The following is a 16,375-nucleotide window of genomic DNA, read 5'->3' on the forward strand; positions in this document are numbered from 1 at the left end:
CCTCTTCATTAAGAACACGTTACCCATAAGAAAAGGCCGGGCCTTTGAGAGAACAATAAAAAATAAACACTCAAAAAGTAAATTCCGAACCTATTCAAACTTTAAACCAGCATACTAATCCTTAACTTAATGACATTGCCCTATGGGGCAAAAATCAGCTTATCGGATGTTTCTACAAAGCGGTAACCCCTACGGGGTATTTTCTGTTGTACCCACATAATGATAATCCTTAAAGCGCTAGAATCCGGTTGGATTGCTACGAAGAAATGTCCCATAGGGACAACCGCTTTGTAGATTAAATAATGAAATATTCTTGCCCCGTAGGGGTTACCCTTGAACATACAGGTCTATTCAGGCGATTTAAAAATATATCGCTCATCAAAATTAACATCGAAACTTTTCAATATCTGCTTGTATTCATCCAGAAAAGTAATCTTTTTGTGATGTTCCTTTTGATTTAATATATAATTCACCACCTTATCTATTTGCGATTTGCTATAACTAAATGCGCGTAACCATCTTGCCATTGAAATTTTGTCGGAGTTAATTTCTCTTTATTTATCCATTCAGAAGAATCACCTTTTACCAATCTCATCAGGTCTGAAATTGATTGAGCCGGATTTAAACCGACAAACAAATGAAGGTGATCAGGCATATTATTAATAGCTAGTACTTTATGCCCATTGTTTTGAACAATTGCGATGATATATAGGCGTAATCGCTCGTCCCAATCTTCATTCAACAACGCAGCGCGATATTTTACAGCAAATACAAAATAAAGGTACAATTGGGTGTAGGTATTTGGCATTAGGCTAGCTTGAAATATTGATAAGGTTTATTATTGATTTTAATTAGACTTACAACCTCACCCCTCTCAAAAACTCCTGTATTCCCATGCGCTTCTTACCCTCCATCTGTACATCAGTTAAATGAACAAACCCATCTGTTGTTGAAACTTTCAGAAAAGTGCGGTTGTCGGAGAAGAATTCACCAGGTTGCTCACTAGTTTCAGCCAACTCATATTCTGCGCCGAAAACCTTTAACATTTTATCATTTAGTGTAGTGTAAGCGGTAGGGTAAGGGCTTAATCCACGGATGAAATTGAATATCTTTTCAGCAGGCTGGTTCCAGTTGATATTGCAGTCTTCTTTAAAGATCTTTGGTGCATGCTTCAGTTCCATGCCTTCGGTTAAATGCTCCTGTGGATTTTCGGTATATCGCCCGCTTTCTACAGCTTTTACCGTTTTAACTAACAAGCCTGCACCTTTAGCCATCAGCCGGTCATGCAAATCACCGGCTGTTTCGCGACCTGTCAAAGTCACTTTTTCGGTAAATAATATATCGCCGGTATCTATTTCATGTTTCAGAAAGAAGGTGGTAACCCCACTTTCTTTTTCGCCATTGATCAGCACCCAATTGATAGGGGCGGCACCACGGTATTGGGGCAATAATGATGCATGCAGATTGATTGTTCCCAGGCGCGGCATATCCCATACAACTTCAGGAAGCATACGGAAAGCAACTACAACCTGCAGATCAGCATTCAAAGTTTTCAGTTCTTCCAAAAATTGTTCGTCTTTTAACTTCACAGGCTGAAGTACCTTAAGCCCATTCTCGACAGCATATTTTTTAACTGCACTTTCATTTATTTGCTGACCCCGTCCTGCAGGTTTATCCGGAGCGGTAACCACACCAACAATATTGCTTCCCGATTCGATAAGTGCATTCAATGATACTACAGCAAATTCGGGGGTGCCCATAAAAACAATTCTCATAAGGTATAAAACGCTTTCTGGATGTGTAAGATTCTGTTAATTATACAATAAGTATTTCTTTCGCATTTCTTTATACCTGCTCAGTGCCGGTTCCCAGCTTTGTCGTATCTCTTCTTCGCTTTTTCCTGCTTCAATCTGTTTTCTTAGCTCAGTTGTTCCGGCCAGTTTGGTAAAGTACGCATTAAAAAAATGCTCCTTATCAGGGAATGCCTCATATAGCTTTTTCAGCCACAATATATCGATTTTTTTGCTGACCCTGAACTGGTTCACATCATAACCACGCAGATCAATACCAAAGCAAAGCTTATCTTTTTGTGGTGGATCTTCGCTCATGCCCGGAATGCTTAGCGGGGTAAACGCAAAGCGGAATTGTCCCTTTAACAAAGGATGTCCCAACACCTGGAAAGGTACCAAAGTACCGCGACCCAGGCTTAAAGTTGTTCCCTCAAACAAGCAAATGCTTGGGTAAAGCAATATAGAGCGTGGCGTATTTAAATTAGGTGAAGGATTGATGGGCAAAGTATAAGGCGTATCATGAGTATAGCCAGCTACCTTGATGATCTTCAATTTGCATTTTACATGATTCTTCAACCAGCCTTCGCCGTTGATCATTTGGGCATATTCAGCGATGGTTAAGCCGTGAACTATAGGCAGCTCATCAAGTCCAACAAACGAGCGGTAAGCTGTGTCCAACATCGGTCCGTCAACATAAAAACCATTTGGGTTAGGTCTGTCTAAAATCATCAACTCGATATGATTTTCAGCACAAGCCTCCATTACATAATGCAGGGTAGACAGGTAAGTGTAAAAGCGCGCGCCTACATCCTGGATATCAAATATCATTAAGTTCAACCCTTCCAGGTCAGCAGGAGTTGGTTTATAGTGCTTCCCGTACAGCGAAATGGCTGGTATGCCTGTTTGCGGGTCAACTGTATCGTCAACCGTTGCGCCATTACTGGCCGTCCCGCGAAATCCATGTTCTGGCCCGAATATCTTTTTAACGCGGATACCCAGTTTTACCAAACTATCAACGCTGGATACCTGGTTTTTGCCAATCACTGATGTTTGGTTGATCACCATCCCAATGTTCTTATTTTTCAGGTAGTTTACATAAAGCTCTGTCTGGTCGGCACCGGTACGTAAGGGTTCCTGTGCCCAGGCAAGCCCAGGCAGGATCATAGCCGATAAGAATATAATCAGCAGCAGTCGTTTCATAGATAAGTTATTTGGTAAATTATACTGCATAAATACGGATTATGCCGGAGCATTTTGCTCCGAAATCTGCATATTTGCTAAAGTACAAAAATCATTCTGCATTGAGTTTCGCCTCATTTATTTCTGCCCGCATTTCGTTCCAGTCGAACCGCACTTTTTCCAAGCTGATCGTGCGTATAGCTATAGTTGGCATTATGCTGGGTTTAGGCGTAATGATTCTGACCGTCGCCGTGATTCGCGGTTTTAAAACGGAGATCAAACAAAAGGTACGGGGTTTTGCAGGCGATATCCAGGTACAGAAATTCGATAATAATTATTCCGACCAAAACTCGCCGATTGAAATCGATAGCGATTTCGTAAAGAAAGTGCAGGCAAGCTCTTTATTTAGCCATATTATGCCTATTGCTACCACGCCGGGAATTATAAAGACACGTTCGGAAATAGAAGGCGTAGTATTAAAAGGGGTAGATAAAAATTATGATTGGACCTTTTTTAAGAAAAACCTGGTCACAGGTAAAGTGATCGACTTTAGCAATACCGCTTCGGCCCAAAAACAGATCATGATATCCAGCTATACCGCGAGCCGGTTGAACCTGAAAGTCGGCGACAAATTCCTGATGTATTTTATACAAGGATCTTTAAAAAGGCGCCCGTTTACTATCGTCGGGATATTTGATGTAGGGGTGGAGGATATTGACAAAACCTTTGTCGTAGGCGATCTGTCGCTGCTCGTAAAACTGAATAATTGGAACCCCAACGAAATAGGAGGTTACGAACTGCGTGTTGCCAATTTTGACCGTGTTGACGAGGCCAATGATTTTCTGAGTGATAAAATGTCAATGAAGCTAAAGTCGTACACAGTGAGTGATATTTACCCGACGATTTTTGAATGGCTCAAACTGCTGGATGTAAACGCGCAGGTGATGTTGATACTGATGCTTATTGTGGCTACCATTAATATGATCTCGGCCTTGCTGATCATGATCCTCGAGCGAACTTCGATGATTGGCATGTTCAAAGCCATGGGCGCAGGCAACTGGACGATACAGAAGATATTTTTATATAACGCTTCTTATTTGATAGGCATAGGTCTGCTGCTTGGAAATATCTTCGGTTTGGGCATCGGTCTTTTCCAATCAACCACCCATTTTTTTAAACTGGATGAAGCATCCTATTATATGAAATTTGTGCCGATAGAAGTGCACTGGCTTGACATCGTATTACTGAATATTGGCACGATGGCTATATGCGTGCTGGTATTGATCTTGCCATCAACACTGGTAACTAAAATATCGCCTGTCAAGGCCATCCGTTTCAAATGACACGATTTTGAGATTTTGGAGATTTGATTATCTAACCATTTCAACAAATACAACCACTTCAACCAGCAATCTTGAAAATCATTTTAATCCCTTAATCGTGTTCACTTGCGCCTACCGCCCTGAAAATTAAACTTAAGATTCACACCACCTGAACCGAACTTGATCTGTTGAGATCCCAAACCTTCAATAGGATACTTTATGAATGGCTCAATGATCAGGTCATTACCCGAAATACGGTAACCTGTTCCGAATGAAAAATTTAATGTTTTGGCAAAGTAAAAGCTATTGAACTTTTGCTGCAGCGACTGATCGGTTGTTTGTGACAAATTAGAAGCAAATGGCGTTGTATAAGCGTAGGTAGAAGTATAAGTCTCATTAATAAACGTACCCGAACTAACACCTATAGAAACGAAAGTTGCACTCTTTTCGGGATTGAACTTGTATTTCAGGTTAATAGGTATTTCCAATCCTACCAGGCTCGCAGTATAATTCTTCAGCGAAGGTGTTGCTGCAAAGTACGAATTCGAACTCGGATTATAGGCAGTTGGGGCTAATGCACTGATCTTATCATTATTTGCGGAATTATTAGTTGACGCCAGCAATTTGGACTGCTCTGGCGGAAGTTGCCCATTGTAATTGAGCGAGTTCTGCCCGATTGCTACACCGGTAGACAGGTTAAGCTTCCTGCTGATCCTGATATCAGAACTAATACCAATACCCTCGTTTACCTGGTTGTTGCTTTTGCTGGCATAGTTTACATAGGTGGCTGCATATACCCCAAAACTTACAGCTCGGCCCGGCAATCCCCGCTCTTTTTTATTCTTTGGTACCTCATTATCCGCAAAAACAGCTTTGTTTGGCTGTTTGGATTCATTCAGCATATTAACGCCGTTGTTTGGTTTTGCAACGGCCATTGACTGGGTAGTTACATTAGTTGATGAATCAAATTTGGCAGTATTATCCCGTTTGGTTACTATATCAATATTTTGTTTTTCAGGAGTTTTTGCAGGGTTGATAGCGGCAATCTTTTGCTGATTATTGTTTACAGCGGGCTCGTTATTTCCTGCGGTTCTTTTATTAGATATATTGTTATTGTTGGCAATAGCGTTTGAAACCTCAATAGCTGTCGATGGCTTATTGGCCTTTGTAAGATTGCTTTTATGCGAACGTTTTGGACGTAGTTTATTCTCTGCCAATTTCTGAGTTTGCAGGCTGTTGATCACGCTGTCGGCAGATGCATCACTGGCATTATGGTTCTTGTTAGTTATAGTATTACTGTTTTTTTGCGGCTCAATACTTTTTACGATAGGGTGATTGATACCCGGTTTATTACCAACCAGTTTATTTTCTTTTTCGGGCTTTTTATTAAGCCATAATATGCCCAGGAACAGCAGTAACACTGCCGCTGCCGAGCCCCACCAGAGCCATAAAACAGGGCTGCGGCGTGCTTTCTCGGGATACTTCTCCCTCAGCAACTGCCAGCCCTCATCGGCGTGTCCGTCATCGTAATCATCGAACACCTCCCTGATGCGTTTTTTCAAGTCGTTATCCAACGGGTCATCCATGGTTTTGTGTTTCCGTTTTAATTAATTTCCTCAATTTTTCTTTTGCGCGGCTTAAATACACTCTTGACGAACTGGCCGGGATATTCAGCATATCAGCAATTTCATCGTGATTGTAACCGTCTATTTCATATAAGTTGAATATGGTAATTTGGATGGCAGGCAATCCCTTCATCATATTCAAAATATCCTGCACTCCCAAACTATCAATAGCATTAACATGGCTGATGATAGGCCCTGCATCATCCAGCTCAATATTCAACTGGTGTTTCAGATCCTTGCGACGCCGGTCGATAGCGGTATTTACGACGATTGTTCGCAGCCATGCTTTAAAAGGTTTAGTGATATCGTAGTTGCCCATTGAATTGAACGCTTTTATAAAAGCGTCATTTACAACCTCTAATGCATCGTCCCGGTTAAGGCTATAACGCAAACCAATACCCATGGCATAGCCGTAGAATTGCTTATAAAGCAGTTCCTGGTACCTTAAGCTGCCTGCTTTGCATTGCCTTATCAGTTCGTCTTCGGCAATACGTTGGGGTGGATGCATTAAATGTTATTATTCAACTTATAATTCAATTCATAGAATTGTTTGCAATAGTTACGTTGCAAACCATAACATTGCTACAATTCAATTAAAAATATTTTAATATCTGATACAAAAATAAAAGCCGGCATATAATACCGGCCAGGGAATAATATTCTGATGGCTATTATTTAACTATTGCTTCTTTAAAGTATAGTTGATAATTAAAGTATCTGAACTTGTTACATACATCTGGAGATTTGTACCATCGTATGCATAATTGTAATAACCTTCCAGGTGTGCTTTGGTGGCAGTAGTGGTCGGCGAATAGGTTTTATCATTAAAATTGATAAAAGGGTAAGTTATCCCGAATGTGCCATAACTTCCTGCATGCACGGTAGAGGTATCGCCGGTTACTTTATAAGTGTAAGCCGGAGTGGTGAAGTTTATAGTTAAGTTGGTTTTCACACTGTCCCACGGCAGTTGATTGGTATGCCTGTGATAGCGTTGATATTCCCCTGTAAATGTTCCTGATGGTATCGGCGGCGCAACATTTTCCGTCGATTTTTTTGCGCAACCCGTTACAACAATAACAAACAAAAGAAATAAGTAAAGTAGTTTATGTTTCATGGTAACAAAAAAGTTTTTTACAAGTACGTAAGTTAATACATAAACGCTACAAAATCACCCTTATTTTACAACTTTTTTGCCTCGTCCCAAAATATATCCATCTCGGCCAGGCTCATATCATGCAGATTTTTACCGCTTTCTTTTGCTTTACTCTCCAGGTACTGAAAGCGTTTGATAAACTTCCGGTTGGTTTTTTCTAATGCATCTTCCGGATTGATATTGATAAAACGCGCATAATTGATCAAAGAGAACAGCAGGTCGCCAAATTCGCTTTCCGCCCTTTCATGATCGATTTTGCTTTCATCTTCAGCGTTAAACTCATTCTTAAACTCCTGCATTTCTTCTTCCACTTTTGCCCATACCTGGCCCTTTTCTTCCCAGTCAAAGCCAACCCCACGGGCCTTTTCCTGAATACGTGAAGCTTTTACCAGTGCGGGCAACGACGCCGGTACACCAGCCAGAACAGACTTATTTCCTTCTTTTAATTTGATCTGCTCCCAATTGCGTTTTACATCTTCTTCATCATTCACGTTCACATCGCCATAAATATGCGGGTGACGATTGATCAGCTTATCGCAAATGGCATTCAGCACATCCGTGATCGTAAAATCATTGGTTTCCTGTGCTATACGGGCATAAAAAACCAGGTGGAGCATAATATCACCCAGCTCTTTTTTGATCTCGGGCATGTCGCCATCTAGTATCGAATCTGAGAGTTCATACACCTCCTCGATAGTGAGGTGGCGCAAACTTTCAAGCGTTTGTTTTTTATCCCAGGGACAGTTTAAACGCAAATCATTCATAATGGTCAAAAGACGTTCAAAAGCGCCGGATGGGGTATTGGAGGTTATGGGAGCAGTAAGTGGCATATTTTTGATGTGCAAATGTAATTAATGTGCAGATGTGCGGATATGCAAATGTGCAGATAAAATTAATATGCAGATGTGCAAATGAGTAAATGTGCAGATTTTTGAAATTGGCTATTGATACTATTCAGCATTTGCACATCCGCACATCTGCATATTTGCACATTCCCCAATCTGCACATCCCCATAATTTGCATATTTATTAATGATGGGTTAATTTAAGGTGTGTTAATTAGTCGTACTTTTAAAACGCATTCTATCAAGCTTATGAAAAAGAACCTTTACACTTTAGTGATCCTGAGCTTTATTTTACCCCTGACTATTCAGGCCCAAACAATTAATCCGCAATTGGGAACTCCTGCTATGGCTCAGCCTCAGCCGTTCCTGTTCACCATTAACACGCTTAATCCCGCCGCACGTGGCTGGAGCCTTAATTACAATGGCGGTTATGGTGAGCGCACGGTAACGCCTTTGGGGTACGACGGCGTAGATCAGAACATTGGCGTTAAAGGTTACCTTGGAGCTAAATTTACCTTCCTGGCATCTATGGGTATCGGGTTTGGTAATAATGGCGATGTGAAAAGTTTGCAGCAGATTGAAGCTTTACGTGATTTTATTGGAGGAAATACACCATCCGGGTTCCGTTTGGGCGCAAGTTTAGGTTTCAGAAGAGAATTTAATAATGATAAAGTAGCGTTAACCCGAATTACGGCTGCTTATGAAAATGTTGACTGGCGTTTTGGCGGCAATATTCGTTTTGAAAAAGCTTTTGATAAAGATCGCGATGGCGTAGATGTGATCAGCAGCATCGGTATCCATCGCCAGATAAGCGGCGAACTTTTCGGAGGTATAGAAGCAATAGGGCAGGACCTGGAAGGCTTTTGGGAAACCGATGAAGCAGAAGGCGGTGCAAGATTATTAGTCGGCCCATCTTTAAACTTTGCGCCGGCATCATCCCGCTTCTCATTCACCGTTTGCGGCGGCCCTATCATTTATGCTACCCGCAGCACACCGGCGTATAACGAGTTTGCTGTCCGCGAATTACCAACCTCGAACGGCTTCACCATGAAATTTAATGTCGGATTCAGATTCTGATATCCTTTTATTTTGATGTGCAGGTACATAACATCTGCACATCCTCAAATTTGCACATCTGCACATCAATCAATCTGCACATTTCACTGCCCGTAGCATTTCGCGCTTGCCCGGTGCACCGGGCGCTTTTTCTACTTTAAATCCCAGCGATTTAAGCATGCGCTTTAAATTGCCGGTAATGGCATAGGTTACGAAAACGCCACCTGGTTTAAGAAACTGAACGGTATGGGCAATTGCTTCTTCGCTCCACATTTCAGGCTGATGGATAGCTGCAAAGGCATCAAAGTAAATTACATCAAATTGTTCTTTGCTACTAAAATCCAGCAGTTGACAGTGAGCGACTTGCAGGCTACAGGAATTGATTTGAACAGGACTTTTTAAAGCCTCAGGGTAGTCATTCAGAAAACTGCTCCAGGTTGATGGTGAAATATATTGATCATACCCTGTCTGGCTTATCATTTCATCAGTTAATGGATAAGCTTCAATACCTGTATAGCTAAGTTTGATTTGATTTTCAGCGCAATAATCAGCACTCAACAAAAAGTTAAGCCCTGTGCCAAAACCAACTTCCAGGATGCTTGCCGAAGTTGTTGGGTGATTCTCAAGGTAATATTTCAGTCCTGAATTTAAGAACACATGCTTGCTTTCCTGCAAAGCGCCATGACGTGAATGATAGTTTTCGCCCACAGCACTATTGTAAATGGTATTAGAACCATCGGCAGTTGTAACGATTGTTAGTTCATGGTTCATAGGTTATAGTTCATAGTTTAATGTTTGCATTGATTTCTAATGTTAACGCACAATTCTATGAACTATGAGCCATCAACTATGATCAATTTCAGACCTCCGACCTCTGACTTCCTACCTTCGTAATAGCCTCACCCAAATCATACACAGGTACTGATGTTATTTTACCCGCAATAATGCTCGTCGCCGCAGCCGAACGGTATCCTGCTGCGCAATGCACTATAATAGGTCTGTGAACTGGGATTTCGTTTCCCCATTCGCGTAATTCAGGTAAAGGGATCGCAATTGCATGCGGAAATATCTTGCCGATATTGATCTCGCCCCAGTTTCTCACGTCCACTATCGTATATTTTTCAGGCTGAAAGTTTTCTGCAGTAAAGTTTTCAAGCTCTGGCAACGTTTCAATTGCATTATCCGGATTTAATAAAGCTCCCTTTATGTTCTTTTCATAACCGATTTTAGCAGCCTTTTTAATCAAAGTGTCAATAGCATCCTCGTTCTCTGCAATCAGGTAAAAAATCTCATCCGGACCAACGATAGAACCCAGCCAGGTTTCAAACTTGCCGCCATCCTGTATATTGAAAGCACCTTTTACATGACCTTTTCTAAACTGATCTTTCGGACGTGTATCAACTACTAAAATGCCTGCTTGTAAAGTTGAATTCCGATGAATTCTTGGTACTGCAGCTACGCTCTCTGCAAATGGCTCCGCACCTTTTTTATTGGTATCCACATCGTGCCCAAAATATTTCGGGATAAATGGTTGATCTGCAGTTAAAGTATTTACAAAGGTCAACTCATCCATCAGTTGCAGGGCGTAATTCTCACGCAACTCGCGACCAATAGTAGTTTCCAGATCAGGGCTCAAATTTTTACCGCATAAAGAGCCGGGGCCATGTGCCGGATAAACCGCAACGCTATGCGGAAGCGTCATCAGCTTTTCTCGGGTGGAGTGGTACATCTGCCGGGCCAGTTTTTCTTTGGCTGCGGTGATGTTACCTACATTTTCACGCAAGTCAGGGCGACCAACATCGCCTACAAATAATGTATCACCGGTGAAAATAGCTTTATCATTCCCTTTCTCATCCTGTACCAAAATGCAGATAGAATCAGGCGAGTGACCAGGGGTATTCAGCGCTTTCAATTTAATATCGGCTAGCTGAATAGTATCGCCGTCATCAAAACCTTCATGCGGATATTCGGCACCAAGTAGTTTGCTGACGTAGATAGTGGCCCCGGTAGTTTGATGTATTTCTAAATGGGAACTAACAAAATCGGCATGAGGATGGGTCTCGATAATTCCAACAATGTCGGCATTATTCAATTCGGCAAAATCATAATAAGGCTGCGGGTCGCGGGCCGGATCGACGACGATCATTTTGCCTAACCTGATCACAGCGTAAGATGCATGGGCTAAACCCTTATCGTAAAACTGGTGGATGATCATAAATAATCGACAAAGATAGGATTTGTTGCAGAGGTTCTGTTTTCTGGTTGTAAAGTTTGAAGGTTGAAAGGTTGTAAAGTTGAAACACCAAAGCCCGGTCTCTCAACCAGGCTTTGACTGATAACTCACTACTCACCATTCACCACTCACAAACTACCACACTTTTATCCTATCCTCCGGTTTCTTATAATTCTTATCTCCCGGCTGAATATTAAACGCCGCATACCATGCATCCATATTTTGTATAGGCGCGTTGCAGCGGTATTGCTCAGGCGAGTGCGGGTCAGTCAATATACGTTGTGCCGCAGCTTCCGGACGTTGTTCGCTTCTCCAAACCTGCGCCCATGACAGGAAGAAACGCTGATCAGGTGTAAACCCATCAATCTTTTCATTTGATTGTCCCTGTTTGGTTTTCTTGAAAGCAGCATAAGCAACATTCAAACCACCCAGGTCGGCAAGGTTTTCGCCAAGGGTCAGTTTGCCATTTACATGCAAGGTATCAACTACAGTAAACGCATTGTATTGTGTTACCACTTGGTCGGCACGCATTTTAAATTTGTCCGCATCATCTTTTGTCCACCAGTCGCGCAAAGTGCCATCGCCGTCATACTGGCGACCTTCATCATCAAAACCATGCGTCATTTCGTGACCGATAACAGCGCCAATTCCACCATAGTTTACAGCATCATCAGCACCAAAATCGAAGAATGGAAACTGTAAAATTCCGGCAGGGAAAGTGATGCCATTGTATGTCGGACTATAAGAAGCATTTACAGTTGGCGGAGTCATGCCCCAGCGGGTTTTATCAACCGGTTTACCCAGTTGACTGATGCTGAAATTATACCTCCATTTAGATATACGGCGGAGATTGCCTGCATAATCATTCCGTATTATTTCTAATCCGGTATAAGTTTGCCATTTGTCAGGGTAGCCGATCTTTACAGAGAATGCTGCCAGCTTTTTAAGTGCCTTTTCCTTTGTGGCATCACTCATCCAGTCAAGATGCTGAATGCGTTCGCCCAAAGTCACTTTCAGGTTATTCACCAGGTTCACCATGTATTGCTTGGCGGCAGGCGTAAAATATTTCTCTACATACAACTGCCCAAGCAATTCGCCAACGCTGCCATCTACCATACCCGACATACGTTCATTGCGTGGTGTCTGAACCTTTTGCCCGCTTAATGTGCTGCTGAACTCAAAGTTCGCTTTCACAAATGGTGAGCTCAATGCACCGGCAGATCCTTTTAATATATTCCACTGCAGGTAAGTTCTCCAGTCGGCCACAGGTGTTGCAGCCAGCAGAGCGTCGGCAGTAGCAAAGAAGTCAGGCTGAGCAACCAGCACGGTGTCCTGCCCGGTCACGCTCATCTGTGGCATCAACTGCGCCCAGTTAAGGTGAGGTGTAGTTTTATCAAAATCGGTTACGGCAAACCTGTTGTAGGTTTTATTTGGATCGCGCATAGCCACGCGGCTCATTTGTGCCTTTGCCAGTTTGGTTTCGATATCAAAAATGGTTTCGGCATTTTTCTGCGCATCAGCATCGCTGGTACCGGTTAGGGTAAACAGTGTTACAATATAATGCTTATAGGCACTCTGTATCTTTTTGGTACGGGCATCGTCCTTTAAATAATTGTCCCTGTCTGGAAGACTGGTTCCACCCTGGCCAAATTGCACAATGTTTTTAGTCGGGTGCTTTGAATCGGCCCCGACATAAAATCCAAACAACGGACTGCCTTCTCCATTAGTGCGTTCATAAACGATTTCATTAATAACGCCATTCAGATCATCGATCTTTTTGATGCGTGCCAGATCAGGCTTAATAGGATTGTATCCCAATTTTTCAATGGTCAGGCTATCCATCCCACTGGCATACAGATCACCAACACGTTGTTTCAGGCTGCCTTTTGGTTGACCTTTAGTATCGCTTACCTCAGTAAGCAGTTTAAGCAATTTGTCGGTATTTTCCTGGCGAAGGATATTAAAACTACCCCAACGGGTTTCTTTAGCCGGGATCGGGTTTTCTTTTAACCAGGTGCCGTTGGCATATTCAAAGAAATCGTCTCCGGGTTTAACGGAAAGATCCATATTAGCCGGATCGATAAACTTGCTTGGAGGGCCGCCTGCGTTGGTTTTACCACCATCCGGTGCGAACGCAAAAGCCGAAAAAAGTACTGCGCCTGACAAAACCAGGCTGGTTGCGTTTAATTTCATGTTAATTAATTGAGAAGGGTTGAAGATAATGAAATAACCCCAACACATGCAACAATTAACAATCCGGTTTAGCGGTTAAACCAGCAGAGCAAAGCATAAATTCCCGATCTCCGCAGCACAATGTCCCAAAATTTATGAGCAGATATAGTTTTCATAACAGTATAACATATAAACTTGGGGATTGTAAAAATATTGTGATGAAGATTGGCAAATAGTTCATAGATCATGGTTCGTGGCCTCGCTATGAACTATTAACTATGAACCATCAACTATTCACCGAATTCCCTATTTTTGCGGGCTATGAATATTGCTAAAACGTATCAGCCCACAGAAGCAGAAGAGAAATGGTATCAGTATTGGTTAGATCACAAGTTTTTCAGGTCGGTGCCTGACGAACGCGAGCCTTATACGATAGTCATCCCTCCGCCAAATGTTACCGGCGTTCTGCATATGGGGCACATGCTGAATAATACCATCCAGGATGTGCTGGTACGTCGCGCCCGTATGAAAGGTAAAAATGCCTGCTGGGTACCGGGAACGGATCACGCCAGTATAGCTACCGAGGCTAAGGTAGTAGCCATGTTGAAAGAAAAAGGCATCAGCAAAAAAGACCTTACCCGCGAAGAATTCCTAAAATACGCCTGGGAGTGGAAAGAGAAATACGGCGGTATCATCCTTGAACAATTAAAAAAACTTGGTGCATCCTGCGATTGGGACCGCACGCGCTTTACTATGGACGAAGATTTGTCCGAAGCGGTGATCGATACCTTTATCCATTTGTATAAAAAAGGCTGGATATACCGTGGTGTGCGCATGGTAAACTGGGACCCGCAAGGGAAAACCGCCGTTTCAGATGAGGAAGTAAACCGTAAGGAAGTAAATCAGAAATTATATTACATACAATATAAGATTGTGAATAGTGAGCAGTCAATAGTGAGTGAAAACTCGGAAACTCACCACTCACCATTCACCACTCACTACCTAACCATCGCCACAACCCGTCCTGAAACCATCATGGCGGATACTGCTATCTGTATCAACCCGAACGATGAGCGGTACAAACATTTACATGGTAAAAAGGCGATCATCCCTTTGATCAACCGCGAAATTCCAATCATACTGGATGAATATGTGGAGATGGATTTCGGTACCGGCTGTTTGAAAGTAACACCGGCACATGACCTGAACGACTATAACCTGGGCATCAAGCATAATCTGCCGGTTATCGATATCCTGAACGATGATGGTACATTGAATGAGAAGGCTGAGATATTAGTTGGGGTTGACCGTTTTGCAGCTCGTAAAAAGATCGCCGTATTATTGGAAGAAGCCGGTCAGCTGGAAAAAGTGGAAGATTACAAATCACAGATCGGTTTTTCAGAGCGTACCGACGCAGTGATCGAGCCAAAACTTTCAATGCAGTGGTTTTGCAAGATGGAGGAAATGGCCAAACCTGCATTGGACTATGTATTAAAAGGCGACATCAAACTGATCCCGGATAAATTCGTGAACACCTACCGCCATTGGATGGAGAACGTTCATGACTGGACGATCAGCCGCCAGCTATGGTGGGGCCAACGCATACCGGCATGGTATAATGAAAAAGGTCAGTGGGTTGTTGCCAAAACAAAAGAAGAAGCCGAAAATGAATTTAGAGTTTCGGGTTTAGAATTTAGTGTTTTAACCCAGGAAGACGACGTAGTAGATACCTGGTTCTCTTCATGGTTGTGGCCGATCTCAGTATTTGATGGTTTTAAAGACCCAAACAATGCTGATATCAACTATTACTATCCTACAAACGACCTGGTAACAGCGCCGGAAATATTATTCTTCTGGGTAGCGCGTATGATCATGGCCGGACATGAGTTTAGGGGAGAAGTGCCGTTCAGGAATGTATATCTGACTGGCATCGTTCGTGATAAATTGGGCCGTAAGATGTCCAAATCACTGGGTAACTCACCTGATCCGCTTGGATTGATAGAGCAGTATGGTGCCGATGGAGTGCGCGTAGGTATGCTGTTAAGTTCACCTGCTGGTAACGACCTGATGTTTGATGAAAGACATTGTAGGCAGGGTAGTGAATTTGCTAATAAAGTCTGGAACGCTTTCCGACTGATTAAAGGTTGGGAAGTAAATGACCAGTTGGAAAATACCAATAAAGTAACCATCGACTGGTTTAAAAGCCGCTTTAGCCAGGCGTTGGCAGAGATTGAGAGTAATTTCGCTCAGTTCAGATTGTCTGATGCGTTAATGGCTACCTACAAACTGGTTTGGGATGATTTCTGCGCCTGGTACCTGGAGATGATCAAACCTGCTTATGAGCACCCGATCGACAGGGAGACGTATACGCAAACCATTAAATTCTTCGAGGATGTTTTGAAGATATTACATCCGTTTATGCCGTTCATTACAGAAGAGCTATGGCATGATGAGCTATTTGGCGAGCGGAGCGAAAAAGATTGCTGTATTGTTGCCCAAATGCCGGAAATCGGGCAAATAAATACCCAACTTTTAAGCGAAATTGAGACCATTAAACAGGTCGTTACAGCGATCCGCAAAACGCGCGATAGCAAGCAAATTTCGCAGAAGGAAACACTGGCATTATCGGTAAAAGTAAATTCTGAAATAGAATATTCAGATTATCAATTAATTATATCTAAATTAGCTAATGTTGGCGAGTTTACTTTAGTAAACGACAAGGTAGCCGGTGCGGTTAGTTTTATAGTTTCCAAGGATGAATTTTATATTCCGCTAACAGAAAATATAGACCCGGTTGCAGAAAAGGAACGGCTTCTTAAAGAGAAAGAATACCTGCTTGGCTTCTTGAAGTCGGTGAATGCAAAGCTTAGTAATGAACGGTTTATGAATAACGCAAAACCGGAAATTATTGAGAATGAGTTAAAGAAAAAAGCGGACGCCGAAACCAAGTTGAAAATTATTGAAGAGAATCTGGCCTCTTTGGCAGACTAATTGTTAATA

The 16,375-nt window shown here is 42.4% G+C and carries 13 protein-coding genes; 3 read left to right on the forward strand and 10 right to left on the reverse strand.

All coding sequences use genetic code 11. The features are described 5' to 3' along the window. Positions 1-481 precede the first annotated feature (481 nt). Genes tnpA through VIM89_RS13630 form a run of 3 tightly spaced genes read right to left on the reverse strand, consistent with a single transcriptional unit; the run spans position 482 to position 2,990 of the window. A complete protein-coding gene (tnpA, locus tag VIM89_RS13620) occupies positions 482-808 on the reverse strand; it encodes an IS200/IS605 family transposase (protein ID WP_488156715.1) in 327 nt (108 codons plus the stop codon). 49 nt (positions 809-857) lie between these two features. After that, entirely contained in the window at positions 858-1,775 is a 918-nt protein-coding gene (fmt, locus tag VIM89_RS13625) for a methionyl-tRNA formyltransferase (RefSeq protein WP_488156716.1), read from the reverse strand. 36 nt (positions 1,776-1,811) lie between these two features. Then, a complete protein-coding gene (locus tag VIM89_RS13630; RefSeq protein WP_488156717.1) occupies positions 1,812-2,990 on the reverse strand; it encodes an exo-beta-N-acetylmuramidase NamZ family protein in 1,179 nt (392 codons plus the stop codon). A gap of 41 nt (positions 2,991-3,031) precedes the next feature. Between VIM89_RS13630 and VIM89_RS13635 the strand changes: the two genes are divergently transcribed. Next, positions 3,032-4,312: an ABC transporter permease gene (locus VIM89_RS13635; RefSeq protein WP_488156718.1), complete on the forward strand. Its 1,281-nt coding sequence runs from the start codon at positions 3,032-3,034 to the stop codon at positions 4,310-4,312. A 101-nt stretch (positions 4,313-4,413) separates the two neighbouring features. On the opposite strand, the gene VIM89_RS13640 is transcribed toward VIM89_RS13635, so the two are convergent. From VIM89_RS13640 to mazG, 4 genes are all read right to left on the reverse strand, one after another. After that, positions 4,414-5,877 carry a hypothetical protein gene (locus tag VIM89_RS13640; protein WP_488156719.1) on the reverse strand — a complete coding sequence of 488 codons (1,464 nt, stop codon included), beginning with the start codon at positions 5,875-5,877 and terminating at the stop codon, positions 4,414-4,416. After that, complete coding sequence (locus VIM89_RS13645) at positions 5,870-6,424, reverse strand: RNA polymerase sigma factor (RefSeq protein ID WP_488156720.1); 555 nt, start codon at positions 6,422-6,424, stop codon at positions 5,870-5,872. Before VIM89_RS13645 ends, VIM89_RS13640 begins: the two co-directional genes overlap by 8 nt. A 171-nt stretch (positions 6,425-6,595) precedes the next feature. After that, complete coding sequence (locus VIM89_RS13650; protein ID WP_488156721.1) at positions 6,596-7,030, reverse strand: hypothetical protein; 435 nt, start codon at positions 7,028-7,030, stop codon at positions 6,596-6,598. 65 nt (positions 7,031-7,095) lie between these two features. Then, positions 7,096-7,899: a nucleoside triphosphate pyrophosphohydrolase gene (gene mazG, locus VIM89_RS13655; RefSeq protein ID WP_488156722.1), complete on the reverse strand. Its 804-nt coding sequence runs from the start codon at positions 7,897-7,899 to the stop codon at positions 7,096-7,098. Positions 7,900-8,163: 264 nt separating this feature from the next. Here mazG and VIM89_RS13660 point away from each other — a divergent pair, with 264 nt between their 5' ends. Continuing rightward, positions 8,164-8,991, forward strand: coding sequence for a hypothetical protein (locus VIM89_RS13660; protein ID WP_488156723.1), 828 nt, complete (start codon positions 8,164-8,166; stop codon positions 8,989-8,991). A gap of 69 nt (positions 8,992-9,060) precedes the next feature. Here the strand turns inward: VIM89_RS13660 and mnmC2 are convergent, their stop codons facing one another. The 3 genes from mnmC2 to VIM89_RS13675 all read right to left on the reverse strand — a co-directional run bounded on the left by mnmC2 (position 9,061) and on the right by VIM89_RS13675 (position 13,396). Then, the gene (gene mnmC2, locus VIM89_RS13665) at positions 9,061-9,741 is read right to left on the reverse strand and encodes a tRNA (5-methylaminomethyl-2-thiouridine)(34)-methyltransferase MnmC2 (RefSeq protein WP_488156724.1); all 681 of its coding nucleotides are present in this window, start codon (positions 9,739-9,741) and stop codon (positions 9,061-9,063) included. An 88-nt stretch (positions 9,742-9,829) separates the two neighbouring features. After that, complete coding sequence (locus VIM89_RS13670) at positions 9,830-11,185, reverse strand: MBL fold metallo-hydrolase (RefSeq protein ID WP_488156725.1); 1,356 nt, start codon at positions 11,183-11,185, stop codon at positions 9,830-9,832. Between the two features lie 153 nt (positions 11,186-11,338). Continuing rightward, on the reverse strand, positions 11,339-13,396 hold the full coding sequence (locus VIM89_RS13675) for a M13 family metallopeptidase (RefSeq protein ID WP_488156726.1): 2,058 nt from the start codon (positions 13,394-13,396) through the stop codon (positions 11,339-11,341). 300 nt (positions 13,397-13,696) lie between these two features. On the opposite strand from VIM89_RS13675, the gene VIM89_RS13680 reads away from it, so the two are divergent. Continuing rightward, complete coding sequence (locus VIM89_RS13680; protein ID WP_488156727.1) at positions 13,697-16,366, forward strand: valine--tRNA ligase; 2,670 nt, start codon at positions 13,697-13,699, stop codon at positions 16,364-16,366. The last annotated feature ends 9 nt before the right edge of the window (positions 16,367-16,375 follow it).

Source organism: Mucilaginibacter sp. (genome assembly GCF_036568825.1).
GTDB lineage: Bacteria > Bacteroidota > Bacteroidia > Sphingobacteriales > Sphingobacteriaceae > Mucilaginibacter.